Genomic DNA, 17,875 nt, shown 5'->3' with positions numbered 1-17,875 from the left:
ATGACCATCCGCGAATTCAAGATGCCCGATGTGGGCGAGGGCCTCACCGAGGCCGAGATCCTCAAGTGGTACGTCCAGCCCGGTGACACGGTCACCGACGGTCAGGTCGTCTGCGAGGTCGAGACGGCCAAGGCCGCCGTGGAACTGCCGATCCCGTTCGACGGTGTCGTGCACGCGCTCCTCTTCGAGGAGGGCACCACGGTCGACGTCGGCCAGGTCATCATCTCGGTGCAGACCGGCGAGGCGGAGGCCGCGGCCCCCGTCCAGGAGGTGGCCGCTCCGGCCGCCGCCGAGGCGGCCCCGGCCGCCCGCCAGCCCGTCCTGGTCGGCTACGGGGTCTCCGAGTCCTCCACCAAGCGCCGCCCGCGCAAGGCCGCCCCGGCGCCCGCCGTGGCCGCACAGAACGGCACGGCGGCCCCGGCGGCCGCGCCCGCTCCGGCGGCTCCGGCCGCACCGGCGCCGCTTCCCGCCGTCCCGGCGCAGCCGGGCGGTGAGCGGCCGCTGGCCAAGCCGCCGGTGCGCAAGCTCGCCAAGGACCTCGGCATCGACCTGGCCTCGGTGGTCCCCACCGGCGACGGCGGGGTCGTGACCCGGGAGGACGTGCACGCCGCGGCCGCCGCGGCGATCACCCCGCAGGCCGCCGCGCCCGCGGCGGCTCCGGCCGCTGTGGCCGCGCCCGCCGCGGTGGCCGCGGCCCCCGCGGCCGACGCCTCGGCGCGGGAGACCCGTATCCCGGTCAAGGGCGTCCGCAAGGTCACCGCGCAGGCCATGGTCGGCTCGGCCTTCACCGCGCCGCACGTCACCGAGTTCATCACCTTCGACGTGACGCGCACGATGAAGCTGGTCCAGGAGCTCAAGGCCGACCCGGACCTCGCGGGGCTGCGGATCAACCCGCTGCTGCTCATCGCCAAGGCCGTGCTGGTGGCCATCCGCCGCAACCCGGACGTCAACGCGTCCTGGGACGAGGCGGCCCAGGAGATCGTGCTCAAGCACTACGTCAACCTGGGCATCGCGGCGGCCACCCCGCGCGGGCTGATCGTCCCGAACATCAAGGACGCGCACGCCAAGACCCTCGGCGAGCTGTCGGAGTCCCTGTCCTCGCTGGTCGCCACGGCCCGTGACGGCAAGACCTCCCCGGCGGACATGCAGAACGGCACGATCACCATCACCAACGTCGGCGTCTTCGGCGTCGACACCGGTACGCCGATCCTGAACCCCGGCGAGTCCGCGATCCTCGCGGTCGGCGCGATCAAGCTCCAGCCGTGGGTCCACAAGGGCAAGGTGAAGCCGCGTCAGGTCACCACCCTGGCGCTGTCCTTCGACCACCGTCTCATCGACGGCGAGCTCGGCTCCCGGTTCCTGGCCGACATCGCGGCGGTCCTGGAACACCCCCGCCGCCTGGTCACCTGGTCGTAGCGGCACGTAGGACGTCCCACCCGATGGCCGGTCTCCCCCGCGGAGGCCGGCCATCGGCATGTCTGGAACCGACCGGACCCCCGGGCATCTCTTAGTAACGTATGCGAATTGTTGGCTGCTCACCGACCACGGGGACGGGTAACACATGGGACTGACCGAGGAGATAGCCGCCGTTCGGGGCGGCTCCGGGCATTCGGGTCGTTTGCTGGGCGAATTCCGCCGTACTCCGCTGCTCGTGCCGCTGTCGGAGGGTGATGACGGCGGTCCGATGTCGGGGTGGCAGGGCGGTGTCCGCTGGATCTACGCGTTCACGGACGAGGGGGCGCTGGCCCGTTTCGCGCAGGCGCGCGGTGCCGGTACCGGGGCCCGCGAGTGGGGGTACCTCTCGATCCTTGGCGCCCGGCTCCTCGACGCGGTGATTCCCACGGTCGACGGCCCGACCGGGGTGGCCGTCGATGTCGCGGACGAGGAGGCCTCGATGCTGTTCCCGCCGGTCGTGGGCATCGTCGCGGACGCGTACGCCGTGGATGCGGAGCCCGACCGTGCGGAAGCCGTCTGATGGCGGGTGACGGGGACCTCGAGGTCTCGGCCGCCGCGGTCAAGAACATCCAGGACGGTCTGCGCAAGGCCATCGCCGAGTTGCGCGAGTCGGGGGATGCGGCCGGTGCCTCGCAGGGTGCCGGGTTCAGTGATCTGTCGATGACGGGGATGGAGGCCGGGCACATGGGCCTGGCCACCGACTTCGAGGATTTCTGCGAGCGCTGGGAGTGGGGGGTGCGCAGTCTCGTGCAGAACGCCAGCACCCTCGCCGGGAACCTCGGTATCGCGGCGGGCACGGTGTGGGAGGAAGAGCAGTACATGCAGGGCGCGTTCAAGGTCGTCGCCAATGCCGCGTACGGCAATCCGCACGCGAGTGAGGACGAGATCGAGCAGAAGAGCTGGGACGACATCTGGCGGGCGGACGTCTACAAGCCGGACTACAGCGCGGAGTCCTTCGAGAAGGGCCGGCAGGACATGAAGCAGACCTGGTCGGACACGGGCGACAAGCTGACCTCCAGCGGGAAGATCGGCTCGATCAAGGATCTGCTGGACCAGGCCGGCGGGGGCGGTAACTGATGGGCTGGAAGGACTTCGTACCGGACTCGGCGGAAGACTGGGTCGAGGACCGGGCCAAGGACGTCGGCGACGCGATCGAGTGGACCGGTGACAAGGTCGCCGATGTCGCGGAGGAGGTCGGTCTCGACGAGGCGGGCGACTGGGTCCGTGACAAGAGCCGCTCCGCCGCCAACCAGCTGGGCGCCGATGTCTCGGAGCTGGAGCTCGGGCAGACCGAGGACCCGAACAAGCTGGTCTACGGAAGTGTGTCGAAGATCCGCGCGCAGGTCTCGCACCTGAACGACTTCAAGTCCTCCTTCACCATGGTCGGCAACGGTCTGAAGGGTCTGGAGGGCGATGGTCTGAAGGGTGCGTCGGCGAACGCGTTCCGGGAGGCGATCGCCAAGGAGCCGCCGCGCTGGTTCGAGGCGGCGGAGGCCTTCGGCAAGGCCGCCGACGCGATGAGCCGCTTCGCGGAGACCGTCGAGTGGGCGCAGGGCAAGGCCAAGGAGGCCCTGGAGGACTACAACAAGGCCAAGAAGGTCTCGCAGGACGCGCGCACCGCCTACAACAAGTCGATCACCGACTACAAGGCCGCGGTCAAGGCGGAGAAGGACACGCTGCCGCCGCGGCCGGCCGATGACTTCACCGACCCCGGCGAGCCGCTGATGAAGGCCGCCCAGGACAAGCTCGACACCGCGCGCACCCAGCGCAACGAGGTGGCCGAGACGGCCCGTACGGCGGTCCGCGCAGCCCGCGACGCGGCCCCGCCCAAGCCCTCGTACGCCGAGCAGCTCAAAGACGGCATGGACTACCTGGACCTCGCGCAGACCCATCTCGCGGGCGGCGTCATCAAGGGCACCGCGGGCCTCGCCAACTTCGTCCGCTCGGTCAACCCGATGGACCCGTACAACCTGACCCATCCCGCCGAGTACCTGACCAGCCTCAATTCGACGGTCGCGGGCCTGGCCGTGGCGGTCAACGACCCCATGGGCGCGGGCAAGCAGATGCTCGACGAGTTCATGAAGGACCCCAGCGAAGGCGTCGGCAAGCTCCTCCCGGAACTCGTCGGCACCAAGGGCCTCGGCGCCCTGAAGAAGGGCGCGAGCGTCGCCAAGCTGGCGGACGATATCCCCGCGAGCAAGCCCCGCGTCTCCCTGAACAAGGACGGTCCGGGTGCGAGCGACAAGCCGGACGTGCACAAGACGAGCGAGGGCACCGACCCCATCGACCTGGCGACCGGCCGGATGTATCTCCCGCAGACGGATGTGGAGCTGCCCGGCGCCCTTCCGCTGGTCTTCACCCGCAGGGTGGACTCGGGATACCGCTCGGGGCGCTGGTTCGGCCCCTCGTGGTCGAGCACGATCGACCAGCGGCTGGAGATCGACGCCGAGGGCGTGATCCTGGTGACGGAGGACGGCCTCCTCCTGCCGTTCCCGCACCCCGCTCCCGGCGTCCCCGTCGTTCCGGTCTCCGGTGCCCGAATACCCCTGGAGCGGGCCCCGGACGGCGACTACACCGTCACCGATCCGGACACCGGCATTGTCCGCCGCTTCACCGGTCCGCCCGACGACTCCGGGTCCGCGACGGCCCCGCTCGCGCAGCTGGAGGACCGCAACGGCAATGTCATCACCTTCGAGTACGACGCGGCCGGCACCCCGCTCGGCATCTCCCACAGCGCCGGCCACGGGCTGCGCTTCGAGACCGCCGACGGGCGGATCACCGCCCTGCATCTGGCCGGTGGCCCGCGCGTCCTGGCGTACGGATACACCGGCGGCAACCTGACGGAGGTCGTCAACTCCTCCGGCTTGCCCTTGCGTTTCGCCTACGACGAGCGCGACCGGGTCACCTCGTGGACGGACACCAACGACCGCCGGTACGAGTACGCCTACGACGACCAGGACCGCTGCATCGCCGAGGGCGGCTCCGGCGGCCATCTGGCGCTCACCCTCACCTACGACGACGTGGACCCCGGCAGCGGCAACCGCATCACCACCGTGACCACGGCCGCCGGACACATACGCCGCTACCTGGTCGACGACCAGTACCGGATCGTCGCCAGCACCGACGAGCTGGGCGCGCTCACGAGTCTCACGTACGACCGGTACGGGCGCCTGCTGACCGAGACCGACCCGCTGGGCCTGTCCACGCACCGCACCTACGACGACGCCGGAAGGCTCCTCTCGGTCGTCCGCCAGGACGGCCGCGCCTGGAGCGCCGAGTACAACGAGCTCGGGCTGCCGGTGAAGGTGGTGAATCCGGACGGCACGGTCATCCGCCAGACGTACGACGAACGCGGCAACCGCACCTCGGTGACGGGCCCCTCGGGTGCGACCACGCTCTTCACGCACAACAGCCGCGGTCAGCTGTCCTCGGTCACCGATCCGCTCGGCCGCACCTCGCGCATCCGCTTCGACGCGGCCGGCCGGGTCGTGTCGGCCACGGAGCCGCTGGGCGCGACCACCTCGTGGCAACGGGACGCCTTCGGCCGTCCGGCCTCGGTCACCGACGCGCTGGGCCACACGACCCGCTTCACGTGGAGCGTGGAGGGCCTGATCCTGCACCGGGTGAACCCGGACGGCAGCGAGGAGTCGTGGACGTACGACGGGGAGGGGAACTGCCTGACCCACCGGGACGCCGCGGGCGGGGTGACCGTCAGCGAGTACGGCGATTTCGACCTGCTGACCGCCCGGACCCGGCCGGACGGGACCCGCTACGCCTTCGCCTACGACGCGGACCTGCGGCTCACCGAGGTCACCGATCCCCGCGGCAGGAGCTGGAACTACACCTACGACGGCGCGGGCCGGCTGGTCGAGGAGAACGACTTCGACTCCCGGTCCATCAGCTACCGCTACGACGCGGCGGGCCGGCTGATCTCCCGCACCGACGCACTGGGCACGACCATCGTCTTCGAGCGCAATGTGCTCGGGCAGGTGGTCCGCAAGGACGCGGCCGGCGCGGTCACGACCTTCGAGTACGACGTGTCCGACCACCTGGTGGCGGCGACCTGCCAGGATTCCACCATCACCTGGCTTCGTGACCGCTCCGGGCTGGTCCGCTCCGAGACGGTCGACGGCCGCACCATCGGCTTCGAGTACGACGCGCTCGGCCGCCGGACCCACCGCACCACCCCCACGGGGGCCCGGTCCGCGTGGACGTACGACGAGACGGGCCGGCGCAGCGCACTCACCGCCTCGGGGCGCACGCTCACCTTCGAACGGGACGCGGTGGGACGCGAGTTGACCCGGCGTGTGGGCGGCCTGACGCTCTCCCAGGTCTATGACGAGGCGGGTCGCCTCACCGGACAGCACCTGGCGGGCCCGGACGGGGACTCTGCGCGCAGGCGTGCCTTCTCCTACCGGGCGGACGGCCTGCTGACCGGGATCGAGGACTCGCACACCGGCAGCCGGACCTTCGCCCTGGACGCCGTCGGCCGGATCACCGGTGTCGACGCGGCGGGCTGGAGCGAGCGCTACGCCTACGACGAGACGGGCAACCAGAGCACGGCCTCCTGGCCCGAGGCCCATCCCGGGGCCGCGGCCCGCGGGGAACGCGTCTACGACGGCACGCGCGTCACGCGCGCGGGGGCGATGCGCTACGAGTACGACGCGCTGGGCCGCATGGTCCTGCGGCAGAAGGCCCGTCCTTCCCGCAAGCCCGACACATGGCACTACGCCTGGGACACCGAGGACCGCCTCACCGGGGTCACCACGCCGGACGGGACGGTCTGGCGCTACCGGTACGACGCCCTGGGCCGGCGCAGCGCCAAGCAGCGCCTCGGGGCCGACGGCGAGACGGTGGTCGAGCAGGTGGACTTCGTCTGGGACGGCACCACGCTGTGCGAGCAGATCTCGCGCACCGCGGGCTCTCCGCACCTGATGGTCCTGACCTGGGAGCACAACGGTCTGCGGCCCCTCACGCAGACCGAGCGCATCCTGGCGGCCGACGCGCCGCAGGAAGCGGTCGACGAGCGGTTCTTCTCCATGGTGACCGACATGGTGGGCACGCCGACGGAGCTCGTCGACGAGTCGGGCGCCCTGGCCTGGCAGAGCCGCAGCACCGTGTGGGGCGCCACGGCGTGGCCCGCGGCCAGCACCGCCGCGACTCCGCTGCGCTTCCCGGGCCAGTACCACGACCCGGAGTCGGGCCTCCACTACAACGTCCATCGGCACTACGACCCGGAGACGGCCCGCTACGCCAGCCCGGACCCGCTGGGGCTGAAGGCGGCGCCCAACCCGGTCGCGTACGTGGTCAACCCGTACCGGGAACTCGACCCGCTCGGCCTGACCCCGTACAAGGTCCTGTACCACGGCACGCAGGAGTGGAAGGGAACCCACTTCTCGCTCGATCCCGACGTCAACGTCAAACGCGAGTACACGCCCGACGCGGGCGTCTATCTCACGGACGACTTCCAGCGGGCGGCGCAGCAGTACGCGGGTCCTGGCGGAACCGTGGTCCGGGTGGAAGTGCCCGCCGATTTCGCCGAGTCCGTGTACCGGCTGCACTCCGGCCCCGGCGGCAACCTGCCGGAGTACTTCGTGAACACGGCGGAGGGAATCGAACTGCTCAACAAGCACCTGCGGGCGCTCCCACAGGCAAAGGCGTTCGTGGAAAATGTGATGGGAACATTCTGAAGGAGCGGCGAGATGGCGGACCAAGGGGCTGCGGTACCGGTGGCATCGGAGACGACGCTCGTACGCGAGGTCTTCGGTCCGCTCGGCGCGCTCGTCGAGTGCGGCGCGGCGCTGGAATCGGTGTCGGTGGGCGCGTTCGTCGCGCGTCACCGCGGCGAGCTGGACCGGGTGCTGGACGTGGTGCGGCGGCTGGGTGACTTCCACGCCGAGTCGATGGAGATCATGGACGGGCTCGGCTACCTGCGGGAGCACGACGTCCCGCCGGTCACCCTGCTGATGTGGTCGGGATGCATCGAGGAGTACACCCCGGACCTCGGCGCGCCGGAAACGGTGCGCCGCATGGCCCGGATGGGCGCCGACCTCCAGCTGGCGCACCTCCTCCAGGCGCTGGTGGGGGTGGCGGCCCTGCGCGGCGGCGACGACGTGGAGTCCGGGGCCCGGGAGATCGCGGAGGTGATCGGCGCGGCGAGCACGTGGGGCGGGCCCGGCCGTGGACGGTCGCTCCACGAGGTGTTCCTGATGTGGCGGGTCGCGTCCCTTCCCGGGCTCCTGATGCCCTCGTCGGGCTCGGCGGAGCCCTTCAAGCGGCGCCTGCGGGAGTACGCGCACGCGCTGGAAGGGATCGTGGGACGGGGGGAGTGACCGGGGCAGTGACAGGGGCGGTGACCGGCCCGCGGGGCGAAGTCCCTGGTCGGAGCGGTGGCCCCGTGTGATCATCTCTCAATGATCTTTCGTGCCGCCACCGCGGACCCCGTGGACCTCGACCGCGCCCTCGCCCACCCCGCCGACGGCCCCGTGCCCGCCCTGACCGCCGAGCGGATCCGTGAGGAGCTCGCGGAGAACCAGATCCGGCCCGAATGGATCTGGCTCGCCGAGGACGAGGACGGGCGGATCCTCGGCCGGGCCCTGTGGTGGGGGCGCGCCGACAGCGAGCGGCCCGTCGCGCTCGACTGCCTCCAGGTGCGCGGGGACGTGGCCGAACCGGCCGAGGTCGCCGCCGGGCTGCTGGAGGCCGGGCACGCCGCCTTCGGCAAGCGGCCGGGCTACAACCTCTCGCTGCCCCGCGACTGGCGGGAGCAGCCGGAGCTGGCCGCGGCGGTCGCCTGGCGCCAGGAGGCCGCGACCGCGGCCGGGCTGACGCGCGAGATCGAGCGCCTGCGCTACGAGTGGACCCCGGACGCCGGCACCGCGGAGCCCACCGGCCGGCTCGTCTTCCGCGAGGGCACCGACGAGGAGATGCTGGACGCCTTCGTCCGGCTCTCCCACGACAGCCTCGACCTGGCCACCCAGCACGAACTGGAGCTGATGGACGCCGAGCAGCTGGCCCGCGAGGACTTCGAGTTCTACCTCGACTGCCCCGGCGAGCGCTCCTGGTGGCGCCTGGCCCACTTCCCGGACGGTCGCCTCGCGGGCCTGGCCATCCCCTCGGCGACCCCGTACCACCGCAACGTCGGCTACCTGGGCGTCGTACCGGAGCAGCGCGGCCAGGGGCTGATCGACGAGATACTCGGCGAGATCACCCGCTTCCACGCCGCCGCAGGCGCCGAGCGCATCACCGCGACCACGGACACCGTCAACGTGCCGATGGCCGCCGCCTTCGGCCGGGCCGGCTACGAGGTCACCGAGATCCGCCTGGTCCTGGAGGCCCCGAGCCGGTGAACTGGGCCGACCTCGTCCCCGGACCGCCCGTCCTCGCGCCGTACTACGACGAGGTGCCCGGGCTGACCGGCGTCCGGCTGCGGTCGGTGCACGTGGACGGCTGGGGCTCGGGCGTCGTCCTGCGCCTGGACCTGCCGCGGTTCCCCGACCGCTGGGACGGCGGGCCCGGGGACACGCTGCAGTGCCAGATCGGCTTCGTGCACGTGGAGGACTTCGTGATGGAGGGCTGGCGGCCACCGGTGACGGCGGACGTCGGGCTCACCTCCCTGCCCCGGAACCGGCTGGCCGTCCACGTCACCGCGTCCGGCACCGAGGTGTCGTTCACCTCGAACGCCTCGCTCTCGCTGGGCAAGGCCGCCGTCTTCACGCGGGGTGCGGACGGCACGGACGGCGGGCCGCGCCGGCACGTCAGGCCGTTCGAGGACAGGCTGTACCCGCAGCTGCCGCCGGCGTACCGCAACTCCTTCTACGAGCGGGCCTGAGAGGAGCCCCGCGGGACCCGCCCCGGGAGGTAACCTCCGCCCGGGGAAGGGGGCGCGGGTGTCCATCGCCGAATTGCAGGTGTACTCCGTCGAGGAGGCCGACGTCACGGGCGGGGTGTGCGTGGTCCGGTGCGTCGGCGGGGTGGCACGGGCCGGACAGGTCTACGCCGTCGGGGAATCCAGGATCGCCCTGCGCCGCATCGAGCGCCACGGGCGGGCCGTCGGCTCCTTCGACGCCGGGCACGTCGCGAGGGTCCACCTCGCGGGCGCCATGGTCGCGCTGCTCACCCGGGGACAGGTGCTCACCTCGGTGCCGCCCGACGGGCACTCGCTGGAGGAGCTGGAGGCCTGGCTGGCCACCGGCCCGCCGCTGCGGGACGAACCGCACCCGCGGACCCTGCGCGTCCTGGCCGGGGTGCGGATGCGGGACGAGCGGCTGCCGGACGGGATCCGGCTGCGCTGGGGCCGGATCGCGCTGGCCGCCACCCACCGCTGCGTGCGGGCCGAGGGCGGGCCCGATCTGCTCCGGGCGCCCGAACTGGCCTCCGTACAGGTCTACCTGATCGAGCAGTTCGGCCCGGACGAGGGCGGTGACCCGGCCGCCCTGTGCCGGGAACTGCTGGCGCTGATGGACCTGACCCCGGAGCAGGCCGCGGCGCAGGGCCGGGTCTGGCGGGACCTCCCGTACCACCGGATCCGGCACCTGCGCCGGATCAAGAGCCTGATCCCGTGGCTGGCGCTCGTGCGGCCCCACCTCGCGGACGCCGACCCTTCGGCGCGGGCGGTCGACGCCTGGGCGGCGGTCCGGCCCGGCCTTCCCTGAGGGCTGCCGGGCCGCTCGCCGGTGCTTCTAGCGGGCCGCGTTGCCGAGGACCTTGGTCGGGGTGATGCGGACGACCACCCGGACGTCCTCGGCCGGGGCCTGCGCGTACTCCTTGCCGGCGCCCGGGCCCATGTACTCCTCGGCGATACGGACGGCCACCGCCCGGCCGATGTCCTCGGTGACGGTGGCCGTGCCGCGGATCTCGGCGTAGAGGAAGGGGTTGGCCAGGTCGAAGACGGTGATGCCGACCCGCCCGTCCCGGACGATGTTGCGCTCCTTGCGGCGGCCCTGCTCGGTGGAGACCAGCAGGTCGCCGCCGTCGCGGGTCACCCAGATCACCGAACTCTGCGGGCTTCCGTCGGGGTTGATGGTCGACAGGACGGCGGGGTGCGGCGCGTCGAGCAGCCCCCGCACGGTCTCGTTCAGCTCAACAGTCATGGCGGCGAGGCTAGTCGGGGACCCCGGTGGCCCGCCGCCGGTTTCCGGCCCCGGTCGCCGACTACCCGAGGTCGGACACCGTCCGGAAGAGACGGCCTAGTTCCAGGGGATGTTGAGCCAGGGGCTGGCCGGGTCGGTCGTCAGTGCGAGGTGCGCGGCGAGGGCGGTCGTGTACCAGGTGCCGAACTCCTCCTCGTCGAAGTGCAGGCACCGGCCGAGGACGTACCCGGCGGAGAACTCGGCCCACGTGCGGTACGTGTCGCGCGCCGCCTCCCCGGCGCGCAGTACGGCCTGCTCGGCCTCGGCGACGGTCCCGTAGCGGCAGCCGACGCCCCAGCGGGCCATCTGCGAGGCCCGGCCGATGTCCCAGCCCTCCACGGAGCGGACCCAGCCGTCCTCGGGGAGCAGTCCGTCGGCCCGGAAGCGCTGCTCGTAGCGGGTGATCCGGCCGATGAGGCGTTTGACGCCGGCTATCTCCCCCTCGACCTCGGCGACCGGCCGGGGCTGGGCGACGGTGACCCCGTCGGGGGTGAGCTGCGGCTCGGCGGCGCGTTCGGCGTTGCGGCGCAGGCTCGCCTCGGCGGCGTGCCGCCAGTGCTCGATGTCCACCGGCCCGGCGAAGTCGGAGGCGAGGGCGCGGCGGACGCGGAGCGCGTACTCCCAGACGGGGCTGACCATTCCGCGGTCCAGCAGCGTCTCCAGGGTGGAGAGCCAGTCGGGCCGGTCGGTGATGCTCCAGCTCTTCGCGACGCGGCGGCGCTCGTACTGGTAGCCGCTGCCGTGGTAGGCGAGGGAGTTCCAGAACTCGCCGTTCGTCACGGCGAGATGGCCGCCGACGGCGAGGCCGTGGGCGACGGGACCGTGCAGCGGGCCGCCGGTGAACAGGGCGTGGACCTTGCCCTCGGGCAGGCCGTAGTGGGGGGCGGCCTCCGCGTGGGCGCGCCAGCGGGCCAGGTCGGCGGGGGCGGTGGTGAGGTAGGCCTCGGAGGGGGAGCCCGGGTTCACGGCGAGGAAGGCGGGGTCGTCGGCGTTCCAGACCTTGGCGAACCAGCGCAGGCTCCGCGACTCGTAGACGGTCTCGGGGGTGGGGGCGGGCAGCATGCCGGCGGTGTGGACGACGAGCATCCGGTCCGGGGTGGCGTGGAAGAACACCGAGTCGGGATGCGCATCGGACCGCGCCCGGGACTGCGCCACGTACAGCGGCGTACGGGCCAGTACGTCGAAGTAGGCGGCCCAGTCGCCGGCGGTCTTGGCCTCGTACAGCTCTCTCTCGATGGCGCTCGGCGCGCTCCACGTCCCCATACGGCCCGAGCCTATACGGGCCCGCGCCGGGGCCCGAGGGAGCGTCCTTCGCCTTCGACGACGGGGGTCAGGCCGTCCAGGAGGGCCCCCAGTCCGAGGTCGAAGAGCGCGTCGAGCCGCAGGTCGTAGCCGTCGTCGAAGGATCCGACCACCTTGGCGAAGGTCGGGAAGCGGCCGGAGTCCACCAGTTCCTGCAGGACGGGGGCGCGGCTGTCCATCCACTGGTCCTCCGACTGGCCCGTGGCGGCTTCGGCGTCGGCCTCCAGTTCCAGGTGGACCGCCAGGCCGTGCACATGGCTGTAGAGCAGGACGTGGATGTCGAAGAGGGTGGTCGGGTCGAGTCCGTGGCCGTCGAGGGCGGCCAGCATCCACTCGCCGTGGACCAGCAGGTTGGGCACCAGCAACGGGCGGGTGAGGGAGCCGATCCGGGCCAGCCACGGGTGCTTGCGGTAGAGCCGCCACAGGGTCCGGGCGCACACCTCGACGCGCGCCCGCCAGTCCTCGGGGGCGTCGGCGGGGTAGGCGTCGGCGGGGTGGGCCTCGCCGAACGCGGCGTCGGCCATGAGCAGGACCAGGTCCTCCTTGCTCGGCACGTACCGGTAGGTCGACATCGCCGCGACACCGAGCCGGGCCGCGACACCGCGCATGGAGAGCGCCGCGAGTCCTTCGGCGTCGGCGATCTCGACGGCGGCGCGGACGATCCGTTCGACGGTCAGTTCCGGCTCGGTGTCCGGGGCGGGCGAGGGGCGCCTGCGGGCCGCCGGGGCGGTGGGGGAGGTGGGGGCGGCGGGTGCAGCGGGTGCGCTCCCGGCGACGACCGTGCCGATCCGGGGGCGGGCCTCGACCAGGCCCTCCAGGCGCAGGGTGGTCAGCGCCTTGGTGGCGGTGGCGAGCGCGACGCCCCAGTGCGCGGCGATCTGCCGGGTGGAGGGGACGCGGTCCCCGGGGGCGAGTTCGCCGTCCGCGATGCTCCGCCGGATCGCGGCGACGATGCGCAGGTAGGGCGGATCACCGGCCGCGCCTGCCGCGCCTGTGGTCTGCGTCACGTTCTCCCGCCTTTCTGTCCTGTACTAGTGCAGAGGGTAGCAGCGGAGATCTCTTCCGGAGCCGGTCTGAGCTAGTACAGGCCGGTCGTTGTGCCAGTTGAGAGGCCTGCGCGTACGTCGTACATTCAGAACGCGTACACCGTACGAATCACCGAAGGAGCCTCTCATGCGGACCGTACTCATCTCCGGCGGCGGCATCGCAGGACCCGTCCTCGCCCACCTCCTGCACCGCCACGGCTTCGAGCCCACCGTCGTCGAACGCGCGCCGGGCGTGCGCGGCGGCGGGCAGGCCGTGGACATCCGCGGCGTCGCGCTCGACGTGGTGGAGCGCATGGGGCTGCTGGAGCGGGCGAGCCGCGTACGCACCCGGATGCGCGGTATGTCGATCCTCGGCCCCGACGGCAGCGAGGTCGGCCGCTCCACCGAGGCGACCTTCAGCAGCGGCCGGCTCGACGGCGAGGACATCGAGGTGCTGCGCGAGGACCTGGTGCGGATGGTCCACGAGCACACCCGCGCGGACGTCGAGTACCTCTTCGGCGACACCGTCACCGGGCTGGAGGAGGACGGGAGCGGAGTGCGGGTGGAGTTCGCGCACGCGGCGCCGCGCACCTTCGACCTCGTCGTCGGGGCGGACGGCCTGCACTCCACCGTCCGCCGCCTGGCCTTCGGCCCCGAGGAGGGCTACGCCCACCACCTGGGCAGCTACCTCTCGGTGTTCGGCACGGACAACTTCCTCGGCCTGGAGGACTGGCAGATGTGGCTGCGGGACGGGGACATGGGCTTCGGCATCATGCCCGTCCGCGACAACACCGAACTGCGCATCGCCTTCGGCTTCGAGTCCGCCCCCCTCGCCCCCGAACTGCGCACCGCCGAGGCTCTGCGGCGGACCGTCGCCGACAGGCTGGAGTCCGTGCGGTGGGAAGGGGCCCGCCTCGCCGAGGCCGCCCGGAAGGCGCCCGACTTCTACTGCGACGCCATGGCCCAGATCCGCATGGACCAGTGGTCGCGGGGCCGGGTCGCCCTGCTCGGGGACGCCGGCTACTGCCCCTCCCCCCTCTCGGGGCAGGGCACCAGCCTGGCCCTGGTGGGCGCCCACGTGCTGGCCGGCTCCCTCGCCCGGGCCGGCGGCGACCACCTCGCCGCGTACGCCCGCTACGAGGAGCGGATGCGGCCCTTCGTCGACCTCAACCAGGCGCTGGCGACGGAGAATCCGGGCGGACCCGCGTCCGGGGAATCGGTGGACCGCGCCAAGCACGCGATCTCGCTGGACGGCTGACGATCGCGCCGCGCCCGGCGGGTTCCGGCGGCCCAGCGCCGCGGCACGCCCCCTCGTGCCACCGCGCGACCGTGTGAACCCCCTTGACGCCCCCGGGCGCCGGGGAGACGCTCCCGGGTCTTGGATCCGAACGGTTGCAGCTGGGGGGCCGCCATGCCGGAGGAATCTGTCCAGTCGGTGGGGGAGCTGCGTGCGCAGCTCGTCGCGCGGGGGGCGCGCTGGTCGGTCCTGGAGCACCTCGCCGACGAGGAGCCCGTGCCGCGGCCCTCGCTCGGTCTGGAGCCCGGGGCGAATCTGACCACCGCCGAGGACGCGGGGGTGATCGATCTCCCGGGGATCATCGGCCACGCGAGCGGCAATCCGCATCTGACCCGGCGCCGAGCCGCCCACGGGCTGCTGCCCGGGGTCGAGGCGCAGGTTGCCCCGGCCCGGCCTGCCGCCGTGGACTGGCGCAACCGCTGGGGATGGCCGTGGATCACCAAGGTCAAGGACCAGAACCCGTGCGGTTCCTGCTGGGCCTTCGGCGCCGCCGGCCTGGTGGAGTCCATGGCCCGGATCGAGCACGACGTATGGGCGCAGCGCTCCGAGGGGGACGTCCACGACGGCCTGCGCTTCACCTGCGGCCAGGGCAGCAATCCGGAGACCGCCCTCGACTGGATCAAGGCGAACGGCGGGCTCGCCGACCCGGACTGCTGGCCGTACAGCACCCCGCCCGCCGGTCTGCCGGCCGCCCGCCGCGACGCCTGGCGCGCCGAGTACACGCCCAGCTGGGACCGGTCCGGCCGGACCGTCCGGATCACCGACTACGTCCGGCTCGGCGACGTGGAGCAGCAGAAGGTCTGGCTGGACACGGTCGGCCCGCTGACCGCCTGCTTCGACGTCTACGACGACTTCTTCGGCCTCGGCTCCGGCGTCTACCACCGCACCAGCGACCATCTCGCGGGCGGCCACTGCGTGTTGATCACCGGCTACGACGACGCGGCCGGCTGCTGGCTGTTCAAGAACTCCTGGGGGACGGGCTACCACGTCGGCGGCTACGGCCGGATCGCCTACGGCGAGGTCAACATCGATCACTGGGCCAAGTGCGGCCTGCGCGGCACCAACATCGACCCGTGGACCAAGCGCCGCCTGCACACCGGCAACGTCTACGAGAGCGGCAACGGCCGCGCCCACCGCAATTTCGAGCTGCTCGCCACCGCCCCCGGCGGCCGCCTCCAGCACTGGTGGCGCGAGGGCGACTCCCCGTTCGCCTGGGCCCGCGCGGGCACCTTCGCCGCCGACGCCTCCGGCCAGCCCGCCTTCACCGGCACCACCTACAACCGCAACATGGAGTCCCTGCACGTGACCACCGGCGGCCGGCTGCGCCACTGGTACTACGAGCAGTCCGGCGGGGCCTGGCGCGACGGCGGCCTCTTCGGGCCGGGCGACGCGGCCGTCGGCTCCACCCCGGCGTTCATCCAGAGCGACTACGGCAAGCCGGGCAACTTCGAGGTGGTCGTCCGGACCACCGACGGCCGTCTGAACCACTGGTGGCGGATCAACGGCGCCCCCTGGACCTGGAACGACGGCGGCCGGTTCGCCTCCGGCATCGCCCACTACGGCCCCGCCCTCGTCCAGACCCGCGGCCGCCACCTCGACCTCGTCGCCGCCCTTGCCGACGGCCGCATGCAGCTGTGGTGGCGCGACGATCCGAACGGCTTCACCTGGCGGGCCGGGGAGATCTTCGGCAGCGGTACGGCGGCCGTCTCCGCGCCCTGCCTGATCGAGGGGCAGTTCGGGGCCGCGGACGAGGACAGCGCCGGGAACTACGAGCTGTGCGTGGCCGTCGCCGGCGGGCAGGTCGAGCACTGGTGGCGGGGCAACGCGGGCGGCTCCCCCTGGCGGCGCAGCGCGGTGTTCGGGCACGACGTCGCCTCCGTCACCGGGATGCTCCAGGGCAGTTTCGGGTTCAACCTGGAAGTCATCGTCCTGCGCACCGACCGCCGCCTTCAGCACTACTGGCGCGACGGCGCGGGCTGGCACGAGGGGTCGGTGATCGGCCCCGTCTGAGAGGACCGGGCGGGCGTGGAGGTACGGAGCATCGTGCTGGGCCCGGACGAGTCGTACGAGCTGCGGCTCACCGGGCGCGGCGCGCGCGGGTACGTGTGGACCTGGCAGGTCACCGGGGACGCGGACGTGGTGACGGTCGCGGAGGCCCCCGGCGCGCCGGCCGCCGGGGTTCCGGCCCCGCCGCCGGGGGCCCCGGTGGAGCGGACCTACGTGGTCCGGGCCCGGCCCCCGGGCGGGGGCCGGGCCCGGATCCGCTTCGCGCAGGTCCGGCCGCCCTACCCGGACGAGTCCCCCTACGACGAATTCGTCCTGGACGTGGAGGTGCGGGCGGTCACCGGCGGGACCTGAGCACCGTGCGCTGTACGGCCTCCAGGGGGCCGTGGCCGAAGCGGCGCAGCCAGAGCCACGATCCGGCGGCCAGGGTCAGGCTCACGCCGGCCCACAGGCCCATCACCCACCAGGGGCCGCTGCCGCCGAGCCGGTCGGCGAGGCCCAGCCCGATGCCGTAGCAGAGCAGCATGCAGAGCAGGTTCTGGGCGACGTAGCAGGACAGGGCGGTGCGGCCGACGGAGCCCAGCGCGCGGCTCACCGGGGCCGGGATCCACCGCCGGTCGAGGGCGAGGCCGATCAGGCCGATGTAGCCGAGGGCGAGCAGCGGCGCGGCACCGTAGCGGCCCAGGAGGTAGAAGTCGGAGCCGCCGAGGGTGGTCGCGGCGTTCAGCGGCAGCCCGAGGCCCAGGCCCCGGACGGCCATCCGGGTCCGGATGCGGCGGCCTTCGGCGGTGGCGGTGAAGGCGCCCGCGCGGTGCAGCCGCACGCCGAGGAGGAAGAGGAACACGAGCAGCCCGAAGGAGATGACCGGCTCGATGCGCAGCGCGAGGAAGTGTTCCAGGCGGAAGGCGATCTGGGCCGGATAGCCGCCGTGGGCGTACAGCTCGACGGCGGCCGGGTCCGGGCTCATGGGGGCGCCGGCGGGCCGGCTCAGCGCGTCGAGGGTCACCAGGGACATCAGCGCCAGGTGCAGCGCTCCGGCCGTCCACATGGCGCCCTTGCGCACCTTCTCGGAGCGGGCCAGCAGCCAGGCGACGAGGAGGGCGGTGACGGCGTACCCCATGAGCACGTCCCAGGCGAAGACGAGCACGAAGTGGACGGTGCCCTCTGCGAAGAGGAAGGCGGCGCGGCGCGGGTAGCGGCCGGGCCAGGGGTCGCCGCGGCGGGCGGCGGAGTCGAACTGGATGGCCAGGCCCACCCCGAACAGGACCGTCAGCAGGGCCAGGAACTTGCCGTCGGCGAGGAAGCGGAAGACGCTCTCGGCGAGGTGGGCGGCGGAGGGGTCGGCGATCGGGTCGGGCGGCTTCGGACCGCCCTGCAGCACTCCCCACTCCGAGCCGGGCGAGGTGAAGATCCAGACGTTGGTCATGAGGGTGCCGAGGATGGCGGCGCCGCGCAGGACGTCCAGGAGGGGGAGCCGGGCGGTCTTCTGTGCCGCCGGGGCGAGCAGGGTGTCGGCCATGACTTCAGCGTCCCGTCGCGCGGGGCCCCGTACGTCCTGCGGGCGGACGAAGGCGCGGTACACCCTTCGGTGCAGTGGGCGGTCCGCGGACCACACCCCGGGCGCCCGCCCGAGGTACCCGCCCCGGGGGCCGGGTCCACAT

At 72.7% G+C, this 17,875-nt stretch carries 15 protein-coding genes; 11 read left to right on the top strand and 4 right to left on the bottom strand.

Going from position 1 to position 17,875, the window contains the following annotated elements; all coding sequences use genetic code 11:
• From ACZ573_RS25240 to ACZ573_RS25205, 8 genes are all read left to right on the top strand, one after another.
• Nucleotides 1–1,416, top strand: coding sequence for a dihydrolipoamide acetyltransferase family protein (locus tag ACZ573_RS25240; RefSeq protein ID WP_471307795.1), 1,416 nt, complete (start codon nucleotides 1–3; stop codon nucleotides 1,414–1,416).
• A gap of 145 nt (nucleotides 1,417–1,561) precedes the next feature.
• Nucleotides 1,562–1,975, top strand: coding sequence for a hypothetical protein (locus ACZ573_RS25235; RefSeq protein ID WP_471307790.1), 414 nt, complete (start codon nucleotides 1,562–1,564; stop codon nucleotides 1,973–1,975).
• Complete coding sequence (locus ACZ573_RS25230; protein ID WP_471307789.1) at nucleotides 1,975–2,532, top strand: hypothetical protein; 558 nt, start codon at nucleotides 1,975–1,977, stop codon at nucleotides 2,530–2,532. Before ACZ573_RS25235 ends, ACZ573_RS25230 begins: the two co-directional genes overlap by 1 nt.
• Nucleotides 2,532–7,145, top strand: a complete 4,614-nt coding sequence (locus ACZ573_RS25225) for a putative T7SS-secreted protein (RefSeq protein WP_471307787.1) — start codon at nucleotides 2,532–2,534, stop codon at nucleotides 7,143–7,145. Before ACZ573_RS25230 ends, ACZ573_RS25225 begins: the two co-directional genes overlap by 1 nt.
• Nucleotides 7,146–7,157: 12 nt before the next feature.
• Complete coding sequence (locus ACZ573_RS25220; protein ID WP_471307785.1) at nucleotides 7,158–7,787, top strand: hypothetical protein; 630 nt, start codon at nucleotides 7,158–7,160, stop codon at nucleotides 7,785–7,787.
• Nucleotides 7,788–7,868: 81 nt separating this feature from the next.
• Nucleotides 7,869–8,804, top strand: coding sequence for a GNAT family N-acetyltransferase (locus tag ACZ573_RS25215; RefSeq protein WP_471307782.1), 936 nt, complete (start codon nucleotides 7,869–7,871; stop codon nucleotides 8,802–8,804).
• Nucleotides 8,801–9,286: a hypothetical protein gene (locus tag ACZ573_RS25210; RefSeq protein ID WP_471307779.1), complete on the top strand. Its 486-nt coding sequence runs from the start codon at nucleotides 8,801–8,803 to the stop codon at nucleotides 9,284–9,286. Before ACZ573_RS25215 ends, ACZ573_RS25210 begins: the two co-directional genes overlap by 4 nt.
• A 58-nt stretch (nucleotides 9,287–9,344) precedes the next feature.
• The gene (locus ACZ573_RS25205) at nucleotides 9,345–10,109 is read left to right on the top strand and encodes a hypothetical protein (RefSeq protein ID WP_471307776.1); all 765 of its coding nucleotides are present in this window, start codon (nucleotides 9,345–9,347) and stop codon (nucleotides 10,107–10,109) included.
• A 27-nt stretch (nucleotides 10,110–10,136) separates the two neighbouring features.
• On the opposite strand, the gene ACZ573_RS25200 is transcribed toward ACZ573_RS25205, so the two are convergent.
• The 3 genes from ACZ573_RS25200 to ACZ573_RS25190 all read right to left on the bottom strand — a co-directional run bounded on the left by ACZ573_RS25200 (nucleotide 10,137) and on the right by ACZ573_RS25190 (nucleotide 12,895).
• Nucleotides 10,137–10,547 (bottom strand): PPOX class F420-dependent oxidoreductase, encoded by a 411-nt coding sequence (locus ACZ573_RS25200; RefSeq protein WP_314243005.1) that lies wholly within the window; start codon nucleotides 10,545–10,547, stop codon nucleotides 10,137–10,139.
• A gap of 96 nt (nucleotides 10,548–10,643) precedes the next feature.
• Complete coding sequence (locus ACZ573_RS25195) at nucleotides 10,644–11,849, bottom strand: DUF1266 domain-containing protein (protein WP_471307774.1); 1,206 nt, start codon at nucleotides 11,847–11,849, stop codon at nucleotides 10,644–10,646.
• Nucleotides 11,850–11,860: 11 nt separating this feature from the next.
• Nucleotides 11,861–12,895, bottom strand: coding sequence for a TetR/AcrR family transcriptional regulator C-terminal domain-containing protein (locus ACZ573_RS25190; RefSeq protein ID WP_471307771.1), 1,035 nt, complete (start codon nucleotides 12,893–12,895; stop codon nucleotides 11,861–11,863).
• 166 nt (nucleotides 12,896–13,061) lie between these two features.
• On the opposite strand from ACZ573_RS25190, the gene ACZ573_RS25185 reads away from it, so the two are divergent.
• The 3 genes from ACZ573_RS25185 to ACZ573_RS25175 all read left to right on the top strand — a co-directional run bounded on the left by ACZ573_RS25185 (nucleotide 13,062) and on the right by ACZ573_RS25175 (nucleotide 16,568).
• A complete protein-coding gene (locus tag ACZ573_RS25185) occupies nucleotides 13,062–14,171 on the top strand; it encodes an FAD-dependent monooxygenase (protein ID WP_471307768.1) in 1,110 nt (369 codons plus the stop codon).
• A gap of 153 nt (nucleotides 14,172–14,324) precedes the next feature.
• On the top strand, nucleotides 14,325–16,220 hold the full coding sequence (locus ACZ573_RS25180; protein ID WP_471307763.1) for a C1 family peptidase: 1,896 nt from the start codon (nucleotides 14,325–14,327) through the stop codon (nucleotides 16,218–16,220).
• Between the two features lie 15 nt (nucleotides 16,221–16,235).
• Nucleotides 16,236–16,568: a protease inhibitor I42 family protein gene (locus ACZ573_RS25175; protein WP_471307760.1), complete on the top strand. Its 333-nt coding sequence runs from the start codon at nucleotides 16,236–16,238 to the stop codon at nucleotides 16,566–16,568.
• Here the strand turns inward: ACZ573_RS25175 and ACZ573_RS25170 are convergent.
• The gene (locus ACZ573_RS25170) at nucleotides 16,552–17,733 is read right to left on the bottom strand and encodes a DUF418 domain-containing protein (protein ID WP_471307757.1); all 1,182 of its coding nucleotides are present in this window, start codon (nucleotides 17,731–17,733) and stop codon (nucleotides 16,552–16,554) included. The genes ACZ573_RS25175 and ACZ573_RS25170 overlap by 17 nt on opposite strands.
• Between the last annotated feature and the right edge of the window lie 142 nt (nucleotides 17,734–17,875).

The organism is Streptomyces sp. NPDC040545, assembly GCF_055595065.1.
This window is presented reverse-complemented; position numbering and strand designations above follow the sequence as displayed.

Excerpts from the sequence above, each read along its gene's own strand:
- ACZ573_RS25220 (WP_471307785.1), top strand. The coding sequence starts at position 7,158 with ATGGCGGACCAAGGGGCTGCGGTACCGGTGGCATCGGAGACGACGCTC.
- ACZ573_RS25215 (WP_471307782.1), top strand. The coding sequence starts at position 7,869 with ATGATCTTTCGTGCCGCCACCGCGGACCCCGTGGACCTCGACCGCGCC.
- ACZ573_RS25225 (WP_471307787.1), top strand. The coding sequence starts at position 2,532 with ATGGGCTGGAAGGACTTCGTACCGGACTCGGCGGAAGACTGGGTCGAG.
- ACZ573_RS25170 (WP_471307757.1), bottom strand. The coding sequence starts at position 17,733 with ATGGCCGACACCCTGCTCGCCCCGGCGGCACAGAAGACCGCCCGGCTC.
- ACZ573_RS25235 (WP_471307790.1), top strand. The coding sequence starts at position 1,562 with ATGGGACTGACCGAGGAGATAGCCGCCGTTCGGGGCGGCTCCGGGCAT.
- ACZ573_RS25240 (WP_471307795.1), top strand. The coding sequence starts at position 1 with ATGACCATCCGCGAATTCAAGATGCCCGATGTGGGCGAGGGCCTCACC.
- ACZ573_RS25230 (WP_471307789.1), top strand. The coding sequence starts at position 1,975 with ATGGCGGGTGACGGGGACCTCGAGGTCTCGGCCGCCGCGGTCAAGAAC.
- ACZ573_RS25180 (WP_471307763.1), top strand. The coding sequence starts at position 14,325 with ATGCCGGAGGAATCTGTCCAGTCGGTGGGGGAGCTGCGTGCGCAGCTC.
- ACZ573_RS25200 (WP_314243005.1), bottom strand. The coding sequence starts at position 10,547 with ATGACTGTTGAGCTGAACGAGACCGTGCGGGGGCTGCTCGACGCGCCG.
- ACZ573_RS25185 (WP_471307768.1), top strand. The coding sequence starts at position 13,062 with ATGCGGACCGTACTCATCTCCGGCGGCGGCATCGCAGGACCCGTCCTC.
- ACZ573_RS25195 (WP_471307774.1), bottom strand. The coding sequence starts at position 11,849 with ATGGGGACGTGGAGCGCGCCGAGCGCCATCGAGAGAGAGCTGTACGAG.